This is a genomic window from Planctomycetaceae bacterium (assembly GCA_041398825.1).
Taxonomy (GTDB): domain Bacteria; phylum Planctomycetota; class Planctomycetia; order Planctomycetales; family Planctomycetaceae; genus F1-80-MAGs062.
The window spans coordinates 132,496-155,760 of the sequence record JAWKTX010000004.1 but is presented as its reverse complement, the minus strand read 5'-3'; the positions used below and the strand labels follow the sequence as shown (position 1 = coordinate 155,760).

Sequence of the window (23,265 nt, the reverse complement as noted above, 5' to 3'; positions counted from 1 at the left end):
ACCGTTGGACACTAACATAATCGTTCCCCGGCCCGTTCCACTCCGCCGGATATTGCCCAATACGGACCTTATCGATTGAAATTCGCAGGAAATAATCATGCCCCAATTTGTTCTACCCATCTTGAACGCCTGCCGTCGTCGCGTCTCCTGCCGACCGGTTGTTGTGTGCCTGGCGATGATCACATGGTCGACGGCTCAAGCGCAGACGAACCGGGCCGGAACTCAGGAGAATACATCGGCTCCGGGCGGGGTTTTTCACGAAGCCACTCGCACGGATCTTTTCATCAGCGGAATCTATCCGCACCTGACCACCTACGGCGTGTACAGCGAAAACGGTGGCCATTTCAAGCCGGGACACAATGAATGCGGCATCGGAGGCATCGTTCCATGGGCTGGAAAACTGTGGATGGTGAACTATGCACCTCACATGCCCAGAGGCAGCGAGCACAAGCTGTTTTCGGTTGATCCCGATTTGTCAAAGCCGATGACCATCCATCCAGAAAGTGTGGGCGGAACTCCGGCAGGACGCATGATTCACGAAGAATCGCAGCAACTGCTGATCGCTCATTACCTGATCGATGCCCAGGGCCATGTCAGAACAATTTCACCGGCGGACATGCCGATTCGAGTCACCGCGATTGCACGGCACCTGACCGATCCGGCCAATATGGTCTACTACATCGACATGGAAGGCAGCATCTGGGAAGCCAACGTGCAAACTCTGGCCGTTCAGCGACTGTTCAAAAAGCCGGTTCCGGGCTGGCACGGCAAAGGCGGGTATACGTCTCAGGGCCGCCTGGTTATTTCCAACAACGGTGAACTGCATGTCGGCGATTACAAGGATGTGTTGGTCGGTGGAAAAGCGACGAATGCGGAAGAACGAGGAGTGCTGGCGGAATTCAACGGCACGAACTGGAAAATCATCGAACGTCGTCAGTTTACGGAAGTGACCGGCCCGAAAGGAATCACCGGCGGCAGCGATGGCAATGACCCGCTGTGGACCATGGGCTGGGATCGTCGCAGTGTGAGACTCAAAGTGCTCGACAACGGTCAGTGGCACACGTACCTGTTGCCGAAAGCTGCCTACTGCAACGATGCCAGTCACGGCTGGTACACCGAATGGCCTCGTATTCGTGAAATCACCGATGGTCGCTGGATGATGGATATGCACGGCATGTTCTACAACTTTCCGCCGACATTCAGTGCACAGAATTCTGCGGGGATCACACCCATTGGCAGCCATCTCCGATACGTTCCGGACTTCTGCAACTGGAATGGCCGACTTGTGCTGGCGACCGACGAAACAAGCATTCAGGAAAACAAACTGGCCGGACAGCCTCAGTCCAATCTTTGGTTTGGCCGTTTCGAAGACCTGAAAACGTGGGGCCCCGCCAGTGGCTACGGCGGACCGTGGGTTGAAGACGACGTGAAAGCCGGTGTTCCTTCCGATCCGTTTCTGGTGGCCGGATTTCAGCGACGAGTTCTCCATCTGGCCACGGGCCGTCGCAGTCCATTGGTGCCAGCAGACATGCTGCGAGCGACCGATCAACAGCAGATTCACCGCCTGTCGGACGAACTGGCCACGCTGCCGCGCGTCACCGTGGATCGAGGTGACTGGCATCAGGCGGCTCATGGTTTTTCGTTTGAGATCGATCAGCCTGTGACCGTGTACCTGGCGGTTGATCGACGAGGATCACCAAAGCTGAATCCAGAATGGAAGCTGACGGAACTTAGTCTGACTTGGGGAGCGAAACACGAGACCGACGTGGTGTATTCGCAAAGCTTCCCCAAAGGCACTGTGCACATTCCCGGGAACCCGACGGAGCATTCCCGGAATGCCTTCGGCATGCCTCACATGGCGTTTGTGAAAGGCACATTGCCAACCGTCGATATCACACCATCCAAAGGGGCGACTGTCACAAGACCGCAGACCGTGTCCACAAAAACTGACGCCACTGTTCCGGTGGCATTCACCGTGCAGATTGACCATGCAGGAAACGGGCTGTGGACCGACTTCAAAACGATTGCCGTTGAGAACGATGGTTACGTGGCCGAATTGCTACCGGCAGATCTGGATGCCGTCTGGCTGCGAATTGTTGCTGACCGCGACTGCACTGCGACGGCTCAACTGCATCAGACGTCGGATTACCCCGCCGCGAAATCATTATCGTCGGATGCCGACCTGTTTGCCGGACTGGCTGATGCAGCTTCTACAGACAGCCATAGTGCTGTGATCTACGCCGCCAAACGCAACCGCAATCTGCGAGTCATCACTGACAAGGGAAAGTTCTTCGAATTCACCAAAGCCGGTTTTGAATTCAAGGTCGATGAATCTGACGCCAAACTGGCCGAACTGATTAGAACAGAAACGGAATTCGCCGTGGACGACGCGTCCGTTATTCTCATGCATAAGGGTGTGCGTCGGCGACTGCCCAAAGGGGGCTCAGCTTTCGATCGGCCTTTCGCCGTCGCCGGCAGCATCACTGGCGCGTGGCCGCGAGCGACTCGCGAAGTAGAATCGGAACGCCATCTTGCCAATATCCACGGCACGTTTTACGAAGTACCTCTGGTCATCAATGGCCAGCCTCCCGCCTTCGATCAGATGCGTCCTGTTGCCAGCCACAACAAACGCATTATGGACTACTGCACATGGAATGGGCTGCTGGTGCTTGCCGGTGTCAGCAAATCCGCCACAGCGAATCCGCACATCTTTGCGTCGTCTGATGACAAAACCGCACTGTGGTTTGGAGGAATCGACGACCTCTGGAAACTCGGCAAACCCGTGGGCATCGGCGGTCCATGGAAGAACTCCGCCGTAATCGCAGGCGAACCTTCGGACCCTTACCTGATGACCGGCTACGATCACAAACAGTTGACGCTGACCGCCTCGACTGACACGACGATAACCATCGAAGTCGACATCGACCACCAAAGTGGCTGGCACACCTATCGCACCGTTTCGCTAATAGCCGACGAAACATTCACGTTCATATTCCCGCCCGAATTCAGTGCTCACTGGGTACGCTTCGTTTCCAGCAAAAGCTGCACCGCGACGGCCACCCTGGAATATAAGTAACGAGACCCGTTTGATTGGCTGAAACGACCTCGGTTGCGATTGAGGAAATCTGCGCGTCCAGCACGTTCTGAAGATTGTTGAACAAGGTTCTGTGATGCCGTCTGCTGTACTCAGAGCAGTCGAAATAGCGAGGCGGTGCCGGAAAGGCTGCCGCAGATGTGCCCCGGTCTTCGAAGTGACCAGCTTTCTTGAACGCCGATTTGGACTCGACGAACCCCGGTTTAGAGGTCGCACAAGATGGCTCAACCACAAGCAGCGGATCCTGATTTGGTCGCCGCAGGATCACAGGATGGTGAATCTGTTCGCCGGGATACAACCCTTTGGGAACGTGCTGGTGCACCGTGACGCGATCGTCAAATAAGCCCTGTTGATGCTGCCGTTTCCGGCACCGCTGAAAATCCTGCTGCAGGCCAATCCCCGATCTCCGGCGAGGGTGCATCCTGGTGACTCAGAATCCTCGCGGCGTTGTCGCATTGAGCACTCACATTCAACACCATGCCTCGATTTTGCTCACCGGGGGATGGCTGGCACGCATCGCCCGGCTCTGAAGAAGACGCGTCGGTATCTGCGGCGAACTTGCGGGTGATAGCCTCGATCAGGTGGTGCGATTCATCGCTGAGCCGAGGTACGCATTCGAGTCTGATCAGTCGCTCGTCAGCGTGTTTCGTTTCGGAGCCGATGGATTGCCGACGACTGATCGCAACGAGCAGCTTTCGACTTTCGAAACGCCCGATTGCCCCAGCTAATTGGAGACGTTAACCGGGATTTGGTAGTGGACTATTTCTTTCTTGATTCGTTCAGTTCCTTCATTGCAGCACTCAGCTGATCCATCGAATACTTGTTGGCGGGCTTAAAGAAAGCCAGCATTTTCTGAGATTGCTCAGAGTCGTTGTACCCAAGGCCGACAATCGTGATTTTTGTTTTCGTATCTGAAACCGGTGTGAAGTAGAAGATCGACCACGTATCTTTCGCAGCTTCCGCAAATGGAAATCCTCTGGGAAAACCAGTGGCCTTCAGAGAGATCATGCGTTTTGGGTCGTAACAAAGAATCGTGTTTTCAATTGTATTCTCATCGCCAAGTTCACCGTTCTCACTGTAGTTGGCCCTCCACTTCCCACCTACTTTGAAGTTTATGTCGGCAAGTGGTGCAACCCATGATTGAAGCCCCTCGGTGGTTGTGAATGCATTCCAGATGTCGTCCACGCCTGCATCAATTTCCACTTCAAACACCTCACGCGTTTCCTGAGCGACAACTGCAGAGGAAATTGCCAGCGTTGCCGTCACTGCCAAAATCAGACGTTGAATCATGAGTAATTCTTCTCTTGTATTGAAAGTCGTTGAACCGGGGCATGCCCTGGACGATTTCCCTGTGCTGTCCCAATGCTGGCAGGAAACAGCTCTAGTTCAGCTTCAGGTTATCAGCCTCGGACATACTCAGAGGCATGGGAGACTACGAACGAAATATACTCGCCGCTGATACCGGATGGCACTGTGGATACAACTTCCATTGCGGATCCCGGCAGTTTCGAAGTTCTCCACAACCGGAGTCCACTTGAACGGCCAGCTTCTTCGCGATGACTGCCGCCTGATCTCAGGAAATAAACATGTTGCGAAGACCGATATTCACATATTGCGAATCCCATTCGCCACCACGCTGCTTCTCAGTCAACGCCTGACGTTTTCTGATGGTGGTCTGCTGATAAAAGCCAGTAGACGCGGGATCACGGCTGGGTCGTGTGGCCATTCTGAAATCACTTGAATCCAACGGGCCGCATCTAGTCTCGAACAATGGTCGCCGCCGGTGCTGACTCGTGTACCAGACAACGGTCTTCGCTGTCCGGTCTTCGATCATCCATTGCAGTTCGAATGCTTCATCCGCATCCAACCACCGCCGCTGGAATGGCGTCTGTCATCAACGCCCGCCCCGCTGCCTCGTCGCGAATCCACTCACAACTGAGCCCATTACCGATCCCCGCTCACTCGGAAGAACTCGTCCCAAAGCGACCTAATGCCAGCCGACACCCCACTGAAAGCAGTGCTCTGATATTCAATCCACCAAATCGCGCAAAAGAAAAGCCCGAACATCGCTCCGGGCTCCTTGAACAAAAGATTAGAACTCGGCTTCGCGATTTTCTAATCCACTATGGTTACCCTGCGAATAAGGCTATTGACCAGCTTGGATCGCTGCAATCATTCGATGTCCAACAGGGTCAAGCTAACAATTGCCACGCCACTACCGCGGTGGACACGACAAGAGCGGCAACGAAAAAGAGTTTCCATATCGCGTTGGATATGGGGCTGCAACGTTTCTCGCGGCAGACCCGTTTGCCAATGGGCCAATCGCAGATTCCGCATTCTTGCACAAGACACTCGACATCGTTACCACAGCAATAACATTCGCTCATTCTAGATCATCCAATGAATTAGTGTGTGAAACAATTTCTGTTCGCCTGTTCCGAACAATTCTTGGCGATTTCTTGTAAGAACGGATCACAACCTCTTCAATGCAATTCGCACCGGAACCCGCTATGCGTCAAAGCCAGAGGCTGGCGTGCGAAGCCGATGCAACACCCCAGGTAGTATAACGACTTGCGATCTATGCAACGCAGGATGCTGGTGTATAGATCGAGCGTTGAACTTTGCCGCTTGGCGAGTGCTTGCGGCTCGGTTGTTTGCTTGCGGGATTCATCACGATAATGGATCCGCTGCGGAGCAGTTTACCGAAGGGGCAACGGGTTGTCACCCTGGGAATGGCGATTTAACGGTGGTTCGGTTCCGGCGGATTTTGGGATTGATTCGGATGCGACAGTTGTTCGAGCAACGATTGAGGCTGCATCCTCGAAGTGGCGTAGCGGCGAAGAGATCGGTTTCTGTTTTGAAACGATCTGAACATCGATTTGTGTTGTTCGAGACGCTGTCATTCATCCGGCTCCCGCGATCGAAACGATGCTGGTCTCGCATCGCTTCGAAAGATGTCTCGCTGTCTGCATGGCCCGTTTGTCGAAGTGCGGGCTGGCTGGAGCCTGTGAATATTGCGCAAACGGAGGCGGGGCCGACTGCAATTCGTTGTAGAGTGAATCGCCGTTCGCTACTTGGCGATGAAACCTGGGCAAACGGAGCAACTGCAAAACGCGTCCTAATGAAAACGGTGCCTGACACCTCTTGTGTCTCTTCGTACCGAAGTCATCGAAGCAACAGATGACCGCCCGCTGCGAATGAAAGTAGCACGCACCGAGGCTTCGCGGCAAGTGCATCCGCCGGATCGCAACTTCGTCAGTGGTGTGTTATGGACGACGAAATTCGATCGCCTGGCTCCACTTCGACTGATAGAGGCTGCCTGCTTCTCCACGGATGGCACGAACCCAGGCTTTGTAACGCCCGCCTGGCAGCGTCCAAGGAAGCTGCCAATCAGTATCTACCAGAAATTTTTCGTGGACAATACGTTTTCGCGCGGCCGAATGATCACCCCAATAATCGATCCACAATTCGTAATGCGTCGCCCCTTTGACGGGAGCCCAGCTCAGGGTTCCCGCCACCAGACGGGCAACTGTTGGCGGACCGATAGTCAGTTGTTGCGCATTGCTCCAGAACGACTGACTGCCATCGGAATAATGCGCACGGACCCGGATCTCGTACGTCCCAACGGAAAGCTGTGAATCAACGCGGTGACTGATGGTTGTGATCCCATCTGCCTGATAGATCGGCGTGGTGTGCCCTGCCTCTGTCACCTGGATTTCATAGGCGACCGGCGAATTGCCTGAGGCAGCCGGTGTCCATGTGATGAAGGGGGTCGCATCCGCTGTTGGCTCGGCGGACGATGTGATCGTCGGGGCCGGGTGTGGAATCATGAGGTCCACCGGGGTCGACCAACCGGACGTTCTTCCGTCTGTGAAGCTCGATCGCAGTCGAACGTCGTACATCCCGGGCGTCAGGTTGGTACGTGTGGCGATCTGCGTTCTGGTGAGTTTCCCCCAGCGATTGATGAACTGACCGGAATCTCTCCGCCAGATTTCTATTGTGTACAATGCCGGAAGCGCGGAAGAGTCCCACGCGATTGTTTCTCGGTCTGCGCGAACGTTGGTTGGAGCCACCAGCATCTTAAGATTCGTCCCGGAACCCCATTCCGTCAGCACTCGGTTTCCTCGGTATGCGCGAACAAAAACCTTGTAATCATTGGCCCGCAGGGCCGTTGCAATCTGATGATGAACGTTGGGGATATTGACAGCACGATACGTCGAGGTGGATTGGCCGGCAGCAACAATTCGCACTTCGTAGGACGTCGCATGCTCCACGGCTGGCCAGAGAATCTCAAAGTGCTGCGATGTCTGCTCGCCTGAACCACTGGTCAATTCAATGGGAGCTCCGACCACATCAAAATTGACACCCTGGCTCCAGGCACTGAATTCTCCGTTCTTCAGTCGTGAGCGAACCCAAACAGTATGATGACCGTGCCCAAGTGGCGATTCAGCCGTGAATAAACTGGAAGTCAGGTGTGTTTCGTACAGGACTCGCGTTTTTGAATCTCGGTTGGTAACCCAGATCTCGTCGTAAAGTGCGTCTGCGGGACGAGACCATGCGAAGGAAGGAATGGCGGACGTTGTTTTGGCCGCATGCCAGTAGACAATCGGTGTTTCGCCGACGGACACATCAACCGCCTTGCTCCATCGGGACAATTCTCCAAACAATGTGATGACTCGGACGGATACGCGATAAGCCGTGCTGGTCAGCTCTTCGTCCAGTTCCAGTGATGCTTTCTCAACACGCCGTTGAATGGTCGGAGCAGCCGGATTGGAAAGATCTTTCAGCCACACGTCGTACTGCACAGCCGCCCCCGTTTCCTGCCAGGTCACAATGGATTTGCCGTTCTGCACATTGATGGAAACATCGTTCAGGACGGGGGTCTGGGTATCCGTGCGAATTCGAAACAACTCGTATCCGGTTTCCGGCAGGGCGGCATTGAACACAATGCTGTCTTCGTGCTGAACGAATTCTGCGTCAGGCGGAATCAGCAGCTTGTCCGCAAACCGAGGCAGCACCGAGTAAGTACCTTCCGGTGTCCCGTCGGTCTTCCAAAGTCGACGATACCCAGTGTTCGGGTCGGTTTTCGTGAGATACAGAAAACGATCTCCGTTCGGACCGGAAATCCGCTGCAGTCGTTCTTCGGACCGTCCGAGCGAGTAGCCATTATTTCCGTGCCAAATCGTTGGTCCTTCGTGGAGCAGTGTTACGTCTGCGGTTGTGATGTCGTATGACTGTAGGGAAAAAGTGGCGGTTCCATCATCATACCGTGCAGTCGTGAAGAGTATCCTGTCATCCGCAAGTTTCAGATCCACCACTTGCTGGAACTGCAGCTCATACGGAGACACCACGATCTCTGCTTCAAGCTTGTCGTTGATCCGAAAAACAGCCTGTGCCATTGTTTTGACATCAGGTTCCTGCGACACAGAAATATAGGCTGTAAAGTAGATCTCGTTGGTGGGGAGGTCATGCTCGACGATTGACGGCCAATTGAGTTCCCGACCTTTCATATCATGACGAATCCACACTGGCGACTCAGAAGTTTCTGTGACAGCAAACAACCGGCTATTTGTTCCGGAACCGTTAACCTCAGTCCAGGCCGTTGTTGTCCTTGACGCAATCAGTTGGCTGCCCCAGTCAGGTTCGGCAGTGTCCCAGATGCGAATCGTCCCTTCCTTCGTACCGTCGGTTTTCCAAATCTCCGCTTTCTCGGCGGACCGGGAACGGAATGTAAACAGCACTTCACCCTTGAAATTATGCATTGACGTTTGGGCGTATCCGAACGTGTCGCCCGAGGGCAGTTCTTTGACCAGCTGTGTCCCGCGAGGTGTTCCGTCTGTCACCCACAATCCCGGCGTTTGGCCGCCGTCCAGCAGATAGAATTGCCCATTTGGTGCGGCAATAGCCGTCATGCCACCGGAATTGATTCCTTCAGCCAACTCACCCAGGAACTGAAAAGTACCCGCGTCGATACTCCAGAATTCATAACCAAGCAACCGATCGCTGTTGTTCAGATGCTCGTAATAATGTGTCCATAGCATGCCCAATGCTTTGTCGGTGCCAGAAAAGAGCTGAATTCCACCAAAACCGTAGGCACCAAATCTGTCGTCCGCAGAGACAACCTGCTGTACTCCGTCCTCAGGATCAATACTGACCAGACCAAGATCGAAATCCCAGCCGTACAGCGTGTCGCCAATCGTAGTCAAAGGCCGAATCTGTGGAGAATTCGGTCCGGTCCCGGTTCCGAAATTGAACAGTTCTACCTCCTGACTGGTTGTGAGCGAGATTGCGTTCAGACTTACGGGTTGTTGATCGTTTCCCGACAGATGCAGCAGTTGACCATTCACGAAACCAGCAACCAATGGATGTCTCCCATTATACGGTGATGGGCTCCTGGTCCATGTTGCTCCCTTGTCTGTGGAATATTGAATGATGGCAGAACCGTAGTGTCTGCCCCAGGTCTCTTCGAACCCAAACAGCACGATGGCACGGTCATTGTCGATCTCCACGCCGCTGAACCAGAAATCCTTTTCGCGATAAAGAACTGAAACTTCTTTTGTCGAATTACTGAATCTCAACAGATCATTGCCACTTGAAAACAGCACGCCATCGTCGCTTAGGGCGAGGGCCGAATACGAGATCGGCCAGTCTCCAAACATGATTGCACTTGCCGCCCCCGTTCTCCTGTCCACGTACCAGGCCTCGCGAATTTCACCGTTCCACACCCGAAGAATGACTCCATTCTTCGTCTGCCCATAGACCCTGTCGACCACGATGGGATTTCTGGTTTCATGATTAACAACTCTGTACGTCCCTTTGGCCGTGCCATCGGTGATCAGCACCTCTAACCGATCATTGCCGTACGGCGGATACCTGGCGGAATACGTGAATGTCGCGAGCCCTGCTTTTTCATTCGCAAACTTGAGTGACTCATCTGTGGTCGCAAGCAGCGTCATCGGACTTCTGCCAGCCAGGTCGATGGAATACAACTGTTGCGAGAATGACTCAGGGTCCGGAAATGTCAGAAGCAGGTGCGTTTGAGTGGCGATCAGCATGGTTGGTTGTGACTGCAGAAGTGCCTCTGCCCTGAACAGCCTTGTTCCCGAGGCTGTTCCGTCGGACTCCCAAATCCGCTCCTGAAAATCTTCGTCCGGTGCAACGAAGAAGAACCTGCCATTCGCCTGCGTTAAGTGCTGTATCCGGTGAGTTCTTTGCCCCGTGGATTCTCCGAACACAACTTGTGTTGTGTTGCCATCCGTTCGGTACAGCTGCTCGCTCCCACGATCGTCTGTAGCAACAAAGTAGGCAGCTCCATCAAACTCAATCAGATCGTGAACTTTGGACGACAACGGCCCCGGGCGATCGGTGACCTTCACAGTTCCGGATTGTGTTCCGTCGGTCATCCATAATTCACTTCCATCTTCAATGCGGTCCACAGCGAAGAAAAGACGATCATCGACTTCCACAAAGTTGAAACCACTTGTGTCCTGCGACACTTCATCGTATAGCCGCGACGTGTCTGTTTCTGTGACCAATTCTATCAGCGAGTTGGTCAATAGCTGACGGACCTGCAAGGGCATCACGAATGGAATCGATGACATCTTTACCGCCTAACGCCCGCCATCACCGGGTGGCGGGAGTAAAGCTTCCATTTCAAATCCGCTGGCCACCGCCACTCCGGTGCATGGCATGGTTCGTCAGCTTTGGGGAGCACCGACGACCGCTGCGATGGCGTCAGCGAGTTCGGCGTTGGTGGTTACCAAAGTAATAGTATCGACATTCAAATACGGTCTAGCAATCAGAGTTTCTATTGATTCGATGAAGTTTGCGATTGAGCACCGACCGTACCCACACGCCAAGCACGCAGCAGCAATCGTTCGGCACGATGCGGCAGCCAGCTGACGGATGGCGTTTTCATAAGCGGATCGAATGAAGTCGCAGTTGGTGTCGTAGAACGCATCGATTGCGACCGCATTCGCGATGGCCTTGTACGTCGATCCACATGGAGGCGCCAACACCGCACTGCCGGGCTCGATGAATCTTTGACCTGTTGATCGCAAGTGACGATGGAGAAAATCTTGCATCTCAGTGCCGTAGCGAAGAAGGAATGCACCGCCAACGCCGCCGGACAGGTTGAGATTCGGATTGGCAGAGCAGATCAACCCATCGGCTTTTGCGTCGAGGATGTCAGCAATGGATACGTGCCATCGAGTCATTAGATTTTGCTGACGAACGTTTCGCATCAGCGGGTCGGCGCGAGCGACGTTGATTTCAAAAATCGACCCGACCGCCGACTCCGTTGCATGGTACGCCCAACATGGGCGCGGACTTGTGGGGTGAAAGTCCCCTGTACGAAAACGGGACTCATTGAGGAAGTAGTTTGCCAAATGTTTCTTTGTGGGTGAAGGATGAGGCGAGGGCAACTGCGGTGAGGTGACGATCCGTGGGGAGGAAGCCTGCGAAGGGGTGCGGCCTCGTTGCTCTTCTTTGGGGCCGGGTTTGACAATCGCCACCTTGGAGTGCGGAGACTTGTCGCCGCTTTGGATTCTTCTGACAAACGATCTTCGAAAGGGGGGGCTATTCCGGAAGCATTTACGACAACACGCGAGGCACCCAATCTTCGTTGAATCTGGCGATCGGCAGAAGCGAAGGTCCCTGGGCGTGTCACGGAACTGACAGGAATTCTGGCCGAGGTCTGCCGCGTCAGTCAATTTTAACCTGCCGCTCGCGGAAACTCGACGTGGTGAATCAAAGCCAAAGCTGCGACAAGTCGCCGCACTCCAAACGACAAGCTGGCGCTGCCCCGTTGGCGATCCTCGGCATAAGAAGTCTTCACCGCGTCAAGCAGATCACACGTCGCAACCGCGGCGTGTCGATGTCTCATCGTTTCACGGAACTGCGTCGCTACTTTCAGGGTTGAGTGGGTTACTTTCGTCTCGTGCCGAACAAAACGTACTTCGCGGAACTCGACAAGTGGATTCGCCGCCGCATCCGGGCTTGCTACTGGAAGCAATGGCGAGGCGTCCGCACGAGGATCGCGAACCTGCGTCAACTCGGCGTGACAGAAGACGAAGCCGTGACTCACGGCTGCAGTCGCAAAGGTCCGTGGACGCTGTCGTCCAGCAAAGCCGTGCACGAAGCACTGTCGCTGGACTATCTCGCTCAGGAAGGATTAGTCAGCCTGTTCACAATCTGGCAGACACTCACTGCGAAAGATCTGAACCGCCCGGTGCGGACCCGCATGTCGGGTGGTGTGGGAGGGGCTCAGCCCCAAGGCTGACCCCTATGCCGATTTTGGTTCTGTCGCGTTCAGTAACGGTTCGCATTCAGCTTTGCATTCCGCGGTTGTTGCGGTTGGATTATAGCTTGGAATTCGACCAACAAGTTCCGGAAACGCGGAATTCAAGGCCGCCCACCCTGCGGTGCGACGATGCATTTCATCGGATGCCAACAGTGATTGGACGAATGGTAGTTCGCGTCGAATGTCGAAGCCACGTCGGTTGAGTTCAAGCAATAGTATGTTGGGAGTCAGGCAGGCAGGATCATGGAGTTCGCCTTCCAATTGTTCATCGGTCATGCGATCAAATCGTCGTGACATCCACTTGAGGCAGACGATGAGAGGCATCTGTCCAATCATCGCACCCACTACGAGTCCAACTGGGGCACCCACAACACAACCGAGTATGCCAAGCGTGTTCCAGCCAGTTGATCCGAAAACGACCGCGCCAACCAAAGCGCCAATCAATCGAATTAGGTCAAACAGGGTTAACATACCATTGACGGTAAAGCGGTCTTAGCGACAGAACGCCCGCCATCAGCGGATGGCGGGAGAAAAGGATCCAGGTCAAGACGCGAACTACCGCCATTCCGCTGCATGGCTTGGTTAGTGCGATTCTTCTTGTTCTTTAACCAAGCTCTGAATTGCTGGCCGAGCGTATGCAACGCTACACGTCGAAGGCCAATTTATGAAGTTAAAACATTCTGTTGTGACTGCCAAAGATGAACTGCTCTGGAGTCAGTCCCCAATAATCTTGGTCATATCCGACGCAAGTCGATCCGTTACCAACATTTTCTGAAACTGTAACGTAACACTTGGCCCCGGAGGACGGATCATTGAACTGCCAGATCCAATAGAATGCTTCATTGTAAATCTCTGCTGTACGCAGGAACTTTAGGTGAGAGGCCTTAATCTTTGCTCCGTCGCCAACCTCCATGTTGAGGTACTCGAGTATGTCGAACATAGGTCGAGGCGCGGACGCCGCAGTGTTGTTGGGCAGTGGAGGAAAATCTATTTCCAACTCCGCCAACTCTTCGTTTGATTCCGGCAGTTTCATTTCAAATGTGGCTCCGACCAATCGCTGAAGAACAATGGTTTTGCACTAACTCTTCATTATCTTCCTACTGCGCGTGATATCCTGATATTGGAGGGGAAAAACGCGCGATAGGCAGTAATATCCAATATCACGCGCAGTAGGCAGATATTGTGCGATTGACACCCAATCGACTGGTATCACAATACCCACACAGCTTACGGGTGTCAATGTGTCGCCGCTTGAGGCCACACAAGGTTCGTGCAAAAAGGTGGGGCGATGTTGCTGCAGCGCATGGAACATGCCGTCAGCGCAGCTCACCTGAACGAGGGAGACGCACGCTGGTTTCCACACTGGTTGAGTCGATGCTCACAATGGACTCATTAGCCGCCCGAAGAAACCATCGAAGTCAACGCGTCGATGCTGATCCGTCGCTGGAGCTTGCGATCGCATAAAGGCGTTCATCCTCTGATGCAGATCGTCGTACGAAAGGTGTAAGTATGCGTCAAGCTGGCCTACCCTTTGGGTCAGGTTAAACGAGCGGCAGGCACAGTTCTGGAATGGAACGGACATATGCACTGGCACCACCGAGACGGATGGGCAGGGCGGTTCATCCCTCGCTCACGCTTCGGGTTTCCTCTTGCCGCAGTTTTGCAACGCAACTGTTGGAATCAGGCAGCGATACTCGGTGCAGGCCGTGAAGAACTACTGTCGCGAAATAATGTGTCAGACCCACTTGTGCTCAGTACCCTTCGGGCTGGCCCGGCAATTGGGGATAGACACCTCGCGTGGCTTAGCCTCCCCGTTGGGTCGGGTTAAACGAGCGGCAGGCATAGTTCTGGAATGGAACGGACATATGCTCTGGCACGACGGCGACGGATGGTCAGGGCGGTTCATCCCTCGCTCACGCTTCGGGTTTCCTCTTGGCATGTGCGGGGTGATGTCTCTTGCAAAGACGCCAAGGCGCAAAGGCGGGCAGTAAATCTTCGGGAAGTTGAGGGGGCTGGTCCAGACGGATGCTTCGAGCCCGCAGTTATTCTTCTGGCGTCTCGTCTTCGCGTCGTGGCGACTGTGCGTGCCCCGTTCTTCGGGCCCTCGCTAACGCTTCGGGTTTCCTGTTGGGCCGTCTGGCTGAGAATGCTGCTCTGGCATCGGGTCGACTTCGTTGGGGCCAAGTCTGATCGCCCGTCAACAATTTTCGGTGACTGGTGACTGAAGGCAGGTCGATCATACGGCTCAGTGAACTTTTGATGTTCAAAAAGAGTCAGCAGAGTTCAACAGGTTTTCGACTGCAAGCCAACGACGTCGGAATCAGCGTTGGTGCCACATTCCGCTCTCACTGTCAGTTTCGTTTTGTCCTGGGCATTGATACCTGTCATGATCGTCGAAGCTTCCCCGGTTGTTTCCAGTTACCGCCTGACAATAGAATGCAGAGCCCGCCTGGTGTTAATATTCGATGTCCCTGTAGTCAGTGCTGTCGCTCGGAGCGTCGTCCCTGTTCTGCATTTCGTTGTTTGATCCGTTTTGGTCGAGCGGGTGTTCGGCACCAGGTTTCCATGAAAAACGAGGGCGTGTTTTTCCTCTGTTGGGCAGATGGCTTCGCAGCATTTGGGTGAAGCAGAATGACCGTCCACTCTCTCTTTCAATGTACAGGTCCGACTTTAATGTTGCCTCTTTCCGCAAGTTTCGTGCAGCCTCTGAGTGTCATCGCCCTCTGCATCCTTTCCCTGCCTGATACCGCAATCGCGAATCCTTCAACACCTTCGGGAAAGGCGACATCCCGCCCGAATATCATTGTGATTCTGAGCGACGATATGGGCTTTTCTGACATTGGATGTTATGGGGGAGAAGCTCATACCCCGGTGTTGGATTCGCTGGCCGATGGAGGTCTGCGGTTCACTCAGTTTTACAACACGGCTCGATGTTGTCCGACACGGGCTTCCCTGCTGACGGGATTGTATCCCCACCAGGCTGGCGTTGGCTGGATGATGAATGACAACGGGCACGATGGCTATCGCGGGGAGCTGAACCAGCAGTGCCGTACTTTGGGCGAGGTAATGCGATCAGCAGGTTATGGGACGTACGCTGTTGGGAAATGGCATGTTACAAAATCCGTCAGTCCGGATGGCCCCAAATCCAACTGGCCGGTTCAGAGAGGGTTCGATCGGTTCTATGGCACGATTCATGGAGCTGGTAGTTTCTTCGACCCGAATTCATTGACTCGCGACAACGAACAAATTTCGCCATACGCAGATCCTGAGTATCAGCCAAAGGAATATTACTACACGGATGCAATCAGCGATCATGCGGTGCGATTCATCGATGAACATGTGCAGGCTACACCGAAGCGACCTTTCATGATGTACGTTGCTTACACCGCAGCACACTGGCCGATGCATGCATTGCCTGAGGATATTGCAAAGTACAGGGGCCGTTTTGATGCCGGCTATCAAAAGCTGCGCGAGGAACGGCTCCGGCGAATGAAAGAACTGGGCGTAGTGAACGCCGATACGGAATTGTCAGACACTGCTGAAGACTGGGAGACCGTCGAGCATCGTGACTGGGAATTGCGATGTATGGAAGTTTACGCCGCCATGATCGATCGGATGGATCAGGGAATCGGTCGAATTGTTCATCAACTGAAAGAATCAGGCCAGTGGGACAACACGCTGATTCTGTTTATGCAGGACAATGGGGGATGCGCCGAGACGCTTGGCCGGCAGTCCCGCAACGGCAGCCCATCAGAAAGAGCCAAGGGGCCGACGCTGGATTCAATGGCGGCCGAAGCCCTGCAACGCGACATGATTCCGAAGCAGAGTCGCGATGGTTATCCCGTGATTCAGGGACCTGGCGTCATGCCAGGGCCGGCGGATACCTACATTGCTTACGGGCGTGGCTGGGCCAATGTTTCGAACACTCCGTTTCGTGAATATAAGCACTGGGTCCACGAAGGTGGTATCAGCACGCCATTGATCGCCCACTGGCCAGCCGGAATCAAGCGAGACGGCGAACTGGAACCGCAGCCGGGGCACCTGATCGACGTGATGGCGACATGCGTTGACGTTTCAGGTGCAAGCTATCCTGATGAGCTTGACGGAAGGCGAATGAAATCGCTGGAAGGTAAGAGCCTGGTCCCGGCGTTTAACGGAAAGCAGATCGAACGAGAAGCCATTTTCTGGGAGCACGAAGGCAATCGAGCTGTCCGACAAGGGAACTGGAAACTGGTTGCCAAAAATGCGGACGGTCCATGGGAACTTTACGACATTTCCAGCGACCGGGCAGAGCTTCACGATCTGGCAGCCATGCAGCCCGACCGAGTCGCCTCGTTAGCAAGGCTTTGGCAAGCATGGGCCGAACGCGCAAATGTGTTGCCGTTGACTCCGTACTGGGAGAAGAAAACGAACGCGTTAAGTTCGAAGAAACGTTTTCGATTGAAGCAGGGGGACAACCTGGCTCGATCTGCATCGCCTGATTATGCAAACAAGTCATTCACAATCACGGTGAACATCACCAGTCCTGGCGACAATGGGGTGATTGTCGCGCAGGGTGGTTCGGCGGCGGGCTACGCCCTGTACCTGAAAAACGGAAAGGTCATTTTTGCCGTCCGCGAAAAAGGGTCGCTGCATGAGTCCGACTGCCATTTTAAAGCCGAATGCACCGGACTGAAGGTTCACTGGGATGCTTCTGAGCAGATGGTTTCCATCCAGCAGGATGATTCAGCCGTGTTTGAAACGCGTCTGCCATTGTCGCTGTCCACGATGCCACAGGATGGCTTGCAGGTGGGGACTGACGAATCCGGGCTGGTTGGGGACTATACGTCCGAGAATCACTTTAACGGCATTATCGGCAGTTGCGTCATACAGCTTCACTAGATGCCTGAGCCTGTTTGCCGGACAGCCACCGCAATCTGATTCGGGTGGCAAACGATTTGCCCCGTGAACTGCGGTCGACTGCTTGGACGGTTCCGTGAGAATCTGCGAGACTGCACGGATCGTTAAACGGTGCCATTGCACACGTCGGTACGCTGGATTCTGAGGAGTTTTGAATGCGACGCCGGTCTCGAACCATCGCAATCGTGTTTCTTTTTGGGCTGCGGGTTCTCTGTCAGCCCGATGTCGTATTCGCTCAGGTACCGGGAATCTTTCCTCAGCGACAATTTGAAGCCCCTGTCCAGGCAATGCGGGACAATGTTCAGCAGCGGCAACTGCAACAGGCGCTTTCTGAGATCACCGAAGCGCTGGAAGGTAACAATTGGGTGCAGGCGGCGAGTCTCTTTGACTCGGCATGGAGTCGGATTTGTTCCGGAGAGGATCCGATACTCGAAGAGAATTCGACCGATGGACAGCCGATCGTCAGAGAAGGCACGCGAACCGATGCTGGCGGCCGTTCGCGAATGGAAGACGTTTATCAGACTGCTCCTGCTGAGTTCCGCAAAGAATATCTGACACAGTTTTCTTCAGTGGCAAATCAGGCTTTGACGGATGCGACAGTTCACGGAGGTCCGCCCGCTTTGCGTCAGGTGGCGGCAAGGTATCGATTCACAAACGCCGGCGCAGTTGCGACTCGGCAACTTGCTCGCCTGGCCATCGAACGAGCCGATTATCTGGACGCAGCTTTACAGCTGGACCTGCTGAAACGGATGTCGGCCGGAGAATCCCAACCTGGCGGGCAACAGACGCTGCAAATTCAACTTGCCGTCGCGCAATGGATGGCTGGTTTGGAATTCGATGCGATCAGCGAATTGAAAACGCTGGCCAGCACATCGGATGATCAGCCTGTCAGAATGGCTTTCGCCGGGAGAGACATCCTGCTGCCGCCCGTGGATGGTGATTACCGCGGACTTCTGGAGCGGATCTCTGCTGGGCGGATTTCGTCACGGCCACGGCCATCCGCTGCTGAAACCAGCTGGCTGCAACCGGGAGGTGATTATCGTCGATCGGCAATTCAATCAACGGGGCCCATTGATCTGAAGCCACGCTGGACGGCCTCGCTGTCTGAAGTCGCCGATGTGCTGTTCGCAGATCGCCTGAATCCACTTCTCGGCAGAGTCCGTGAGTATATTGATCAGTTTGTCGTGCGTTTTCAGCAGGGCAATGCCACCGTACCGCCGAATTCATTGCCTTTGCTGGCAGATGACTTGCTGGTGTTTCGGACCATGGCCGGACTGCGTGCGGTGGATGTCACGACGGGAGAACTGATCTGGGAGTCCTCTTTGCCGGACGGACGTATTCGGGCAGCGATGGATCGACTGCAGGAAACGTCCGAGGTTGCGGGGGAAGAAATTACTCCGACACCGCGTAGTCTCTTTGTTCCGAATGCCTCACGTTTCGAATCAAGCGACAGCACCATCGAGAGCATGGCCGGGGGCCTGGCATTTCAGCTGTTTAGTCAGATGGTACGGACCAATACCGCAACCCAGCTGAGCTCGGACGGTTCAACTGTCTATGCCATCGAAGATTCCGGCTGGTTGACCTGGCCGGGACAATTGGACTTCGATGGAACATCCGGCGAAACCCAAACGAATTATCTTCGTGCCTACGATTTGAAGTCCGGCGTGCGCCGGTGGGAGGCGGGAGGGCAGGCAGCGGGATCGGGGCGAGCTAACGTTCTGGCCGGATATTACTTTCTGGGTGCCCCGCTGGTGCTTGGTTCCCGCATTTATGTGATCGCTGAAAACAGTGAAGGCATCTTTCTGCTTCAGCTGGGGGAACCTGAATTCCAGTCCTCATCGCCTGCCAGTGCGAACCCGCGAATTATTCGGTCTCAGTTGCTGACAATCCCGGAATTTCCACTGACGCGACATCCTGTCCGCAAGCATGCAGGAATGACTCCTTCATTTGCCCAGGGACTTTTGATTTGCCCCACAACCGACCAGCAGGTGATTGCGGTTTCCGTCGCGGATCATTCGATTCGGTGGGTCTACCGGTATCAGGACATTATCCGAATGCCGGAGCTCGGTTATCAGGTACCCGTGCTGGCGGGATCACTGTCGCCACAGCACTCCGACCAACTGGACTTTGACAGTCGGTGGACCGACACCCTGCCGCGCATTCATGGCGACACCGTCGTCTTGACGCCACGCGACGACGACAAAATGTATTGCCTGGATCTGCAGACAGGTCGGGAGCTCTGGCGAACTGGTCGTGGGCTGGTCCGATCTGTTGTCGCAATCACAGACGACCTGATCATTGCCACGGGCAACCGTGTGGTGATGGGCATTGCCCGGAATACCGGTAAACTGGTGTGGGTACAGGAAATTCACGACGCTGTTGTTTCCGGAATTGCGTCCACTGATGGTTCCGTTGTCCATGTGCCAACGACGTCCCCATCGATTATCAGCTACGAAATCAGCACCGGTCGTCGACTGCTGACTCGCCGACTGCGAAGTAGTCAGCCTGTCGGGAATCTGCTGGTCCGGAAGGACCGAATTATTGACCAGACGTTAACTTCAGTTCGGTGTTTTTCGTCCGATCCTGCGGACGCCGACGCACCGTTGCTGGAGGCTCAGGCCGCGTTGCTGGATGGTGATTTTGAAAAAGGGATTCAGATACTGGACCAGCTGGTCCTTCAATTCGAATCGAATCAGGCACTGACGACTGAGGACGCTGAATCAGTGCGACGCGCGAAAGTTACTGCGCAGTCGGCTCAAACCGTGCTTACCGATGTCTTGATGGAATCGCTTCGGGTCGACTTCATTCGTAACCGTCAGCACATTCCCCGGCTGCGGCAATTGATCCAGCAGACATCGATCGATCAGGTTCAGGCAATGTCTGTCCTGGCCACGATGCTGAATATGGATTTGACCGATGCGGCGGTATTGCCGGATCAGCTGAAAGACCTTGACAAAGCTGGTTCGCAGATGGACCAGTTGTTTGAACTGATGGTAGACGGTCTCCTGGAGATGAAGGAGCGACCAGTATCGGAACTGGTTGATGCTGTCGCGGAGCTACTGCCGGAACTCAGATCCGGCAGTAATCACGTTTATGTTCAGGGTTATCTGACGCGACAGAATTCGCAGGTCCTTGCCGCTGGAATCAAACGTGTGCTCATGTCGCGCACGGAACAGGATCGACACATCATCGAAGCTCGACTGGTCGAACGAACAAAGCAGATTCTCGATCAATCTGCCCTTTCGACGACCGAGACGCTGCAGATGATTCGAGACTGTGACGCTTCCGGACTTCACGCAGTCGCCAGGCAGTTGCTGGATTCGCTGGATTCGTCGCCTGCAGATCCTGTTGTCTTTGCAGCTGTCAATGCGACGCGAGAGCAGATGAATCTCCGGTCGATCACGACGGGCAACGGTGAAGCGGCCCGGGCTCTGGTTGATCTTTTGCAGACATGGAACCAGAACGGAAACTTTTCAGCTCTGGGAGCGCTGATCGCGGACCTGAAGTCTGCTGACGGATTCAACAACAACGCAGCATTAAAGTTTCACGCTCATCAGGAAGCACAGGTCACTTTCGATCAGTGGGTCACGCAGCATTCCCTGCCAGGTAGTCCATCGATCTGGCCGCCTGGTACCGACGGTGTGCCAAAGGTTGTGGCATCGGATGAAAGATCAATGCTCCCGCAGCCTTCGCCTGTGCTGGACGGGCCGCAACTGATGATCCCTATCTTCGGTGCTCCAGGAATCTATCGAGGCTGTAGTTTGTTTCAGGAGGCCAACAGCACGGAGGTGAAAGCGGTCAATGCAGACGGACAGCTGCTCTGGAGCTTTTCACCTGGAAAAACTTTGCCGACCGGAATGCACCAGATTTCCGATTGTTACGCAATGGTGACCGGACACATTGTTGTGTTGAAAACCTTCGAACAAATGTTTGTTCTGGACACGTCCTCTCCGGATCCTGAAATCAGCCCTCAGGTACTCTGGCAACTGGATTTATCGGATCTTACAGATTCGCAGGGAAACAGCCTGACACGGCAGTTCGTCCCTGGCTGGCAGAGAATCGTCAGCTATTCACCGCAGCCATCCGGCATGTACCCTGCAGGACCGGTCACGCCGGAAGCGTTGCCAGTGATTTCCGGTCGACAGTTAGTGGTTTTTGATACTGTCACCGGCAAGCAAAAGTGGCAACTCTCGCGGATCGCTCCCGACAGCAGACTCATGTCGAACAATGATTCTTTGTTGATACTTTCTGAAGGTGAACGTCGCATCGAACACCGGAGTCTGACAGATGGTCAGCTGCATGGAGTGTCTCCGATTCCCGACTGGTGGATGGACGCCAACGAGAATGTCGGTTCATCCGTTCGCGATGTGGATCAGGAACCCGGCCAGAATCTCTACTGGCGTATTGCAGTGATCCAGGACTGCTGCATCGTGTTTCGACAGGGGTTCACGTCAGCTTCCATCCAGTGTCGGCAGATGCTGACGGATGAGTTGGTCTGGGAAGTCAGTCTTCCGCAGGATTCTGTTTTTTCAAATATCTCGGAAGACATGATGGCGGTCATCTGCGAGGGAAAGACTCTGAAACTGTTGCGCGTGGATACAGGTACGGAGCTGGCTTCGATTGATGTGACTGCGGTTCCTGAGCCTCGCAATCTGTACCTGCGGCCATATCGTGACCAACTGGTCGTCTTACCGGAGGCCGTCGAAGATCCCTCTCTGGACCTGGACCCTGTGTCGGAGGGGCTTCATGTCTTTGGCAGGATGTATGCAATCAACCGCAACGGTTTTCAACTTGCATGGGATGAGCCTCTGGGGCACTATTTTCTACGCTCTTTGAAGGCAATGCCGGGGCCAATTCTTCCCAGCGGCCCAGTGATGGTTTTGCTGGCACGAGCAAGTCAGCTTCGGGAAGATGGTTTCGCCCGAGTGTCAGTTTATTCTGCAAAGGTTGTGGATGTTCGTACCGGAAAAGACGTCGACCTTGGTCCGGAAGCATCGAATGTTGGTCGTGCACTGAATTATCACTGGATGAAGATTTTCGCGTCAGAGAAGCGAGTGGAGCTGAGTTTCGAGAACCGATTCTTCACGCTCGATTATTCCCGGGAGGCGAATTCTGATGCTTCGACGCAGACAGAGTAGCCGTTTGCGAATTCAATAGTCTCTTTCCGGAAGCCGTCACAAGACCAGCCAGGCTCTGTTGGTAGCTCGATGGGTAGCTCGATGGATAGGCAGGGGACCGCAGAAGCCGTGGTTGACTACCGTCGCTGGCCGACTCATTGGGTTGCTCAGGTTTATGGAAACGACTTCTGGTCATGATTGCGATCATGGCCATCCTGATGGCTTGACTGCTGCTCGCTCTTTGCTGATGTGCTGCTGCTACTGCGCAGAAGGCTCGCGAGGAGACTCGGCAAACGCAGTCCAAAAACAATCTGAAAGCAGATTGGACTGGCGATTCAGAGCGATGAATCTACCATTCCCCGCGAACAGTACCTGAGACGATTGGTGCATGCCGCCATATTGCCGTTTCTGGAACAGACAAATCCGGCTCACGTGATTGCCAATGATGTTCTCTGCCCACCGCCAAAGGCTCCCACTCACGGGAAACTCTGACCGCAGGCAACGCTCACCCACATGAAACGACATCTGAGCCGCTAGCATGATCCCTGTGGAGAGCGAATCGGTGAGCTTCCCAGTCCTTGCTGGCTGGCAGAAAGCAGTCATGTTCCATTGGATTCGCATCATTCGAAGATCGAGAGGCCGCGGGCTGGTTTGCCTGACGGTCTTGTTTTCGTTGATGGCTCTGATGCTGCCCCTCCCATTCAGCCTGTCCCGACCAACCGAGCTCGCGCGCGGCGGCAACACCAAAGATACGTCCCGGCCATTTCCCTGTGCGAATCGCGCCTGCGGTTGCATGTCGGCCGATCAATGCTGGAAGGAATGCTGTTGTTTTTCGAATCAGGAAAAGGTGGCCT

General features: G+C 54.4%; 11 protein-coding genes. 4 read left to right on the top strand and 7 right to left on the bottom strand.

The genetic code is table 11. From position 1 onward, the window contains the following. Nucleotides 1–97 precede the first annotated feature (97 nt). Complete coding sequence (locus tag R3C20_08970; GenBank protein ID MEZ6040626.1) at nucleotides 98–3,076, top strand: hypothetical protein; 2,979 nt, start codon at nucleotides 98–100, stop codon at nucleotides 3,074–3,076. 777 nt (nucleotides 3,077–3,853) lie between these two features. On the opposite strand, the gene R3C20_08965 is transcribed toward R3C20_08970, so the two are convergent. From R3C20_08965 to R3C20_08945, 5 genes are all read right to left on the bottom strand, one after another. Beyond that, nucleotides 3,854–4,384: an SRPBCC domain-containing protein gene (locus R3C20_08965; GenBank protein ID MEZ6040625.1), complete on the bottom strand. Its 531-nt coding sequence runs from the start codon at nucleotides 4,382–4,384 to the stop codon at nucleotides 3,854–3,856. Nucleotides 4,385–4,667: 283 nt separating this feature from the next. Beyond that, on the bottom strand, nucleotides 4,668–4,820 hold the full coding sequence (locus R3C20_08960; GenBank protein MEZ6040624.1) for a hypothetical protein: 153 nt from the start codon (nucleotides 4,818–4,820) through the stop codon (nucleotides 4,668–4,670). Between the two features lie 1,540 nt (nucleotides 4,821–6,360). Further along, nucleotides 6,361–10,695: a hypothetical protein gene (locus tag R3C20_08955; GenBank protein MEZ6040623.1), complete on the bottom strand. Its 4,335-nt coding sequence runs from the start codon at nucleotides 10,693–10,695 to the stop codon at nucleotides 6,361–6,363. A gap of 96 nt (nucleotides 10,696–10,791) precedes the next feature. Further along, nucleotides 10,792–11,310: a macro domain-containing protein gene (locus tag R3C20_08950; GenBank protein ID MEZ6040622.1), complete on the bottom strand. Its 519-nt coding sequence runs from the start codon at nucleotides 11,308–11,310 to the stop codon at nucleotides 10,792–10,794. Between the two features lie 497 nt (nucleotides 11,311–11,807). Next, complete coding sequence (locus R3C20_08945) at nucleotides 11,808–11,978, bottom strand: hypothetical protein (protein MEZ6040621.1); 171 nt, start codon at nucleotides 11,976–11,978, stop codon at nucleotides 11,808–11,810. 36 nt (nucleotides 11,979–12,014) lie between these two features. Between R3C20_08945 and R3C20_08940 the strand changes: the two genes are divergently transcribed. Further along, nucleotides 12,015–12,374, top strand: coding sequence for a group II intron maturase-specific domain-containing protein (locus R3C20_08940; protein ID MEZ6040620.1), 360 nt, complete (start codon nucleotides 12,015–12,017; stop codon nucleotides 12,372–12,374). A 3-nt stretch (nucleotides 12,375–12,377) separates the two neighbouring features. Here R3C20_08940 and R3C20_08935 read toward each other — a convergent pair whose 3' ends face one another. Together R3C20_08935 and R3C20_08930 are read right to left on the bottom strand one after the other, a co-directional pair. Beyond that, nucleotides 12,378–12,866 (bottom strand): glycine zipper domain-containing protein, encoded by a 489-nt coding sequence (locus R3C20_08935; protein ID MEZ6040619.1) that lies wholly within the window; start codon nucleotides 12,864–12,866, stop codon nucleotides 12,378–12,380. Between the two features lie 199 nt (nucleotides 12,867–13,065). Beyond that, complete coding sequence (locus tag R3C20_08930) at nucleotides 13,066–13,428, bottom strand: hypothetical protein (protein ID MEZ6040618.1); 363 nt, start codon at nucleotides 13,426–13,428, stop codon at nucleotides 13,066–13,068. Between the two features lie 1,640 nt (nucleotides 13,429–15,068). On the opposite strand from R3C20_08930, the gene R3C20_08925 reads away from it, so the two are divergent. Together R3C20_08925 and R3C20_08920 are read left to right on the top strand one after the other, a co-directional pair. Further along, complete coding sequence (locus R3C20_08925) at nucleotides 15,069–17,276, top strand: arylsulfatase (protein ID MEZ6040617.1); 2,208 nt, start codon at nucleotides 15,069–15,071, stop codon at nucleotides 17,274–17,276. Between the two features lie 173 nt (nucleotides 17,277–17,449). After that, nucleotides 17,450–22,432: a PQQ-binding-like beta-propeller repeat protein gene (locus R3C20_08920; GenBank protein MEZ6040616.1), complete on the top strand. Its 4,983-nt coding sequence runs from the start codon at nucleotides 17,450–17,452 to the stop codon at nucleotides 22,430–22,432. Nucleotides 22,433–23,265: the final 833 nt, after the last annotated feature.

Bases quoted from the DNA above. Each gene is read 5' to 3' on its own strand.
- R3C20_08970 (MEZ6040626.1), top strand. From the start codon at position 98: ATGCCCCAATTTGTTCTACCCATCTTGAACGCCTGCCGTCGTCGCGTC.
- R3C20_08965 (MEZ6040625.1), bottom strand. From the start codon at position 4,384: ATGATTCAACGTCTGATTTTGGCAGTGACGGCAACGCTGGCAATTTCC.
- R3C20_08960 (MEZ6040624.1), bottom strand. From the start codon at position 4,820: ATGGCCACACGACCCAGCCGTGATCCCGCGTCTACTGGCTTTTATCAG.
- R3C20_08955 (MEZ6040623.1), bottom strand. From the start codon at position 10,695: ATGTCATCGATTCCATTCGTGATGCCCTTGCAGGTCCGTCAGCTATTG.
- R3C20_08950 (MEZ6040622.1), bottom strand. From the start codon at position 11,310: ATGACTCGATGGCACGTATCCATTGCTGACATCCTCGACGCAAAAGCC.
- R3C20_08945 (MEZ6040621.1), bottom strand. From the start codon at position 11,978: ATGAGACATCGACACGCCGCGGTTGCGACGTGTGATCTGCTTGACGCG.
- R3C20_08935 (MEZ6040619.1), bottom strand. From the start codon at position 12,866: ATGTTAACCCTGTTTGACCTAATTCGATTGATTGGCGCTTTGGTTGGC.
- R3C20_08930 (MEZ6040618.1), bottom strand. From the start codon at position 13,428: ATGAAACTGCCGGAATCAAACGAAGAGTTGGCGGAGTTGGAAATAGAT.
- R3C20_08925 (MEZ6040617.1), top strand. From the start codon at position 15,069: ATGTTGCCTCTTTCCGCAAGTTTCGTGCAGCCTCTGAGTGTCATCGCC.
- R3C20_08920 (MEZ6040616.1), top strand. From the start codon at position 17,450: ATGCGACGCCGGTCTCGAACCATCGCAATCGTGTTTCTTTTTGGGCTG.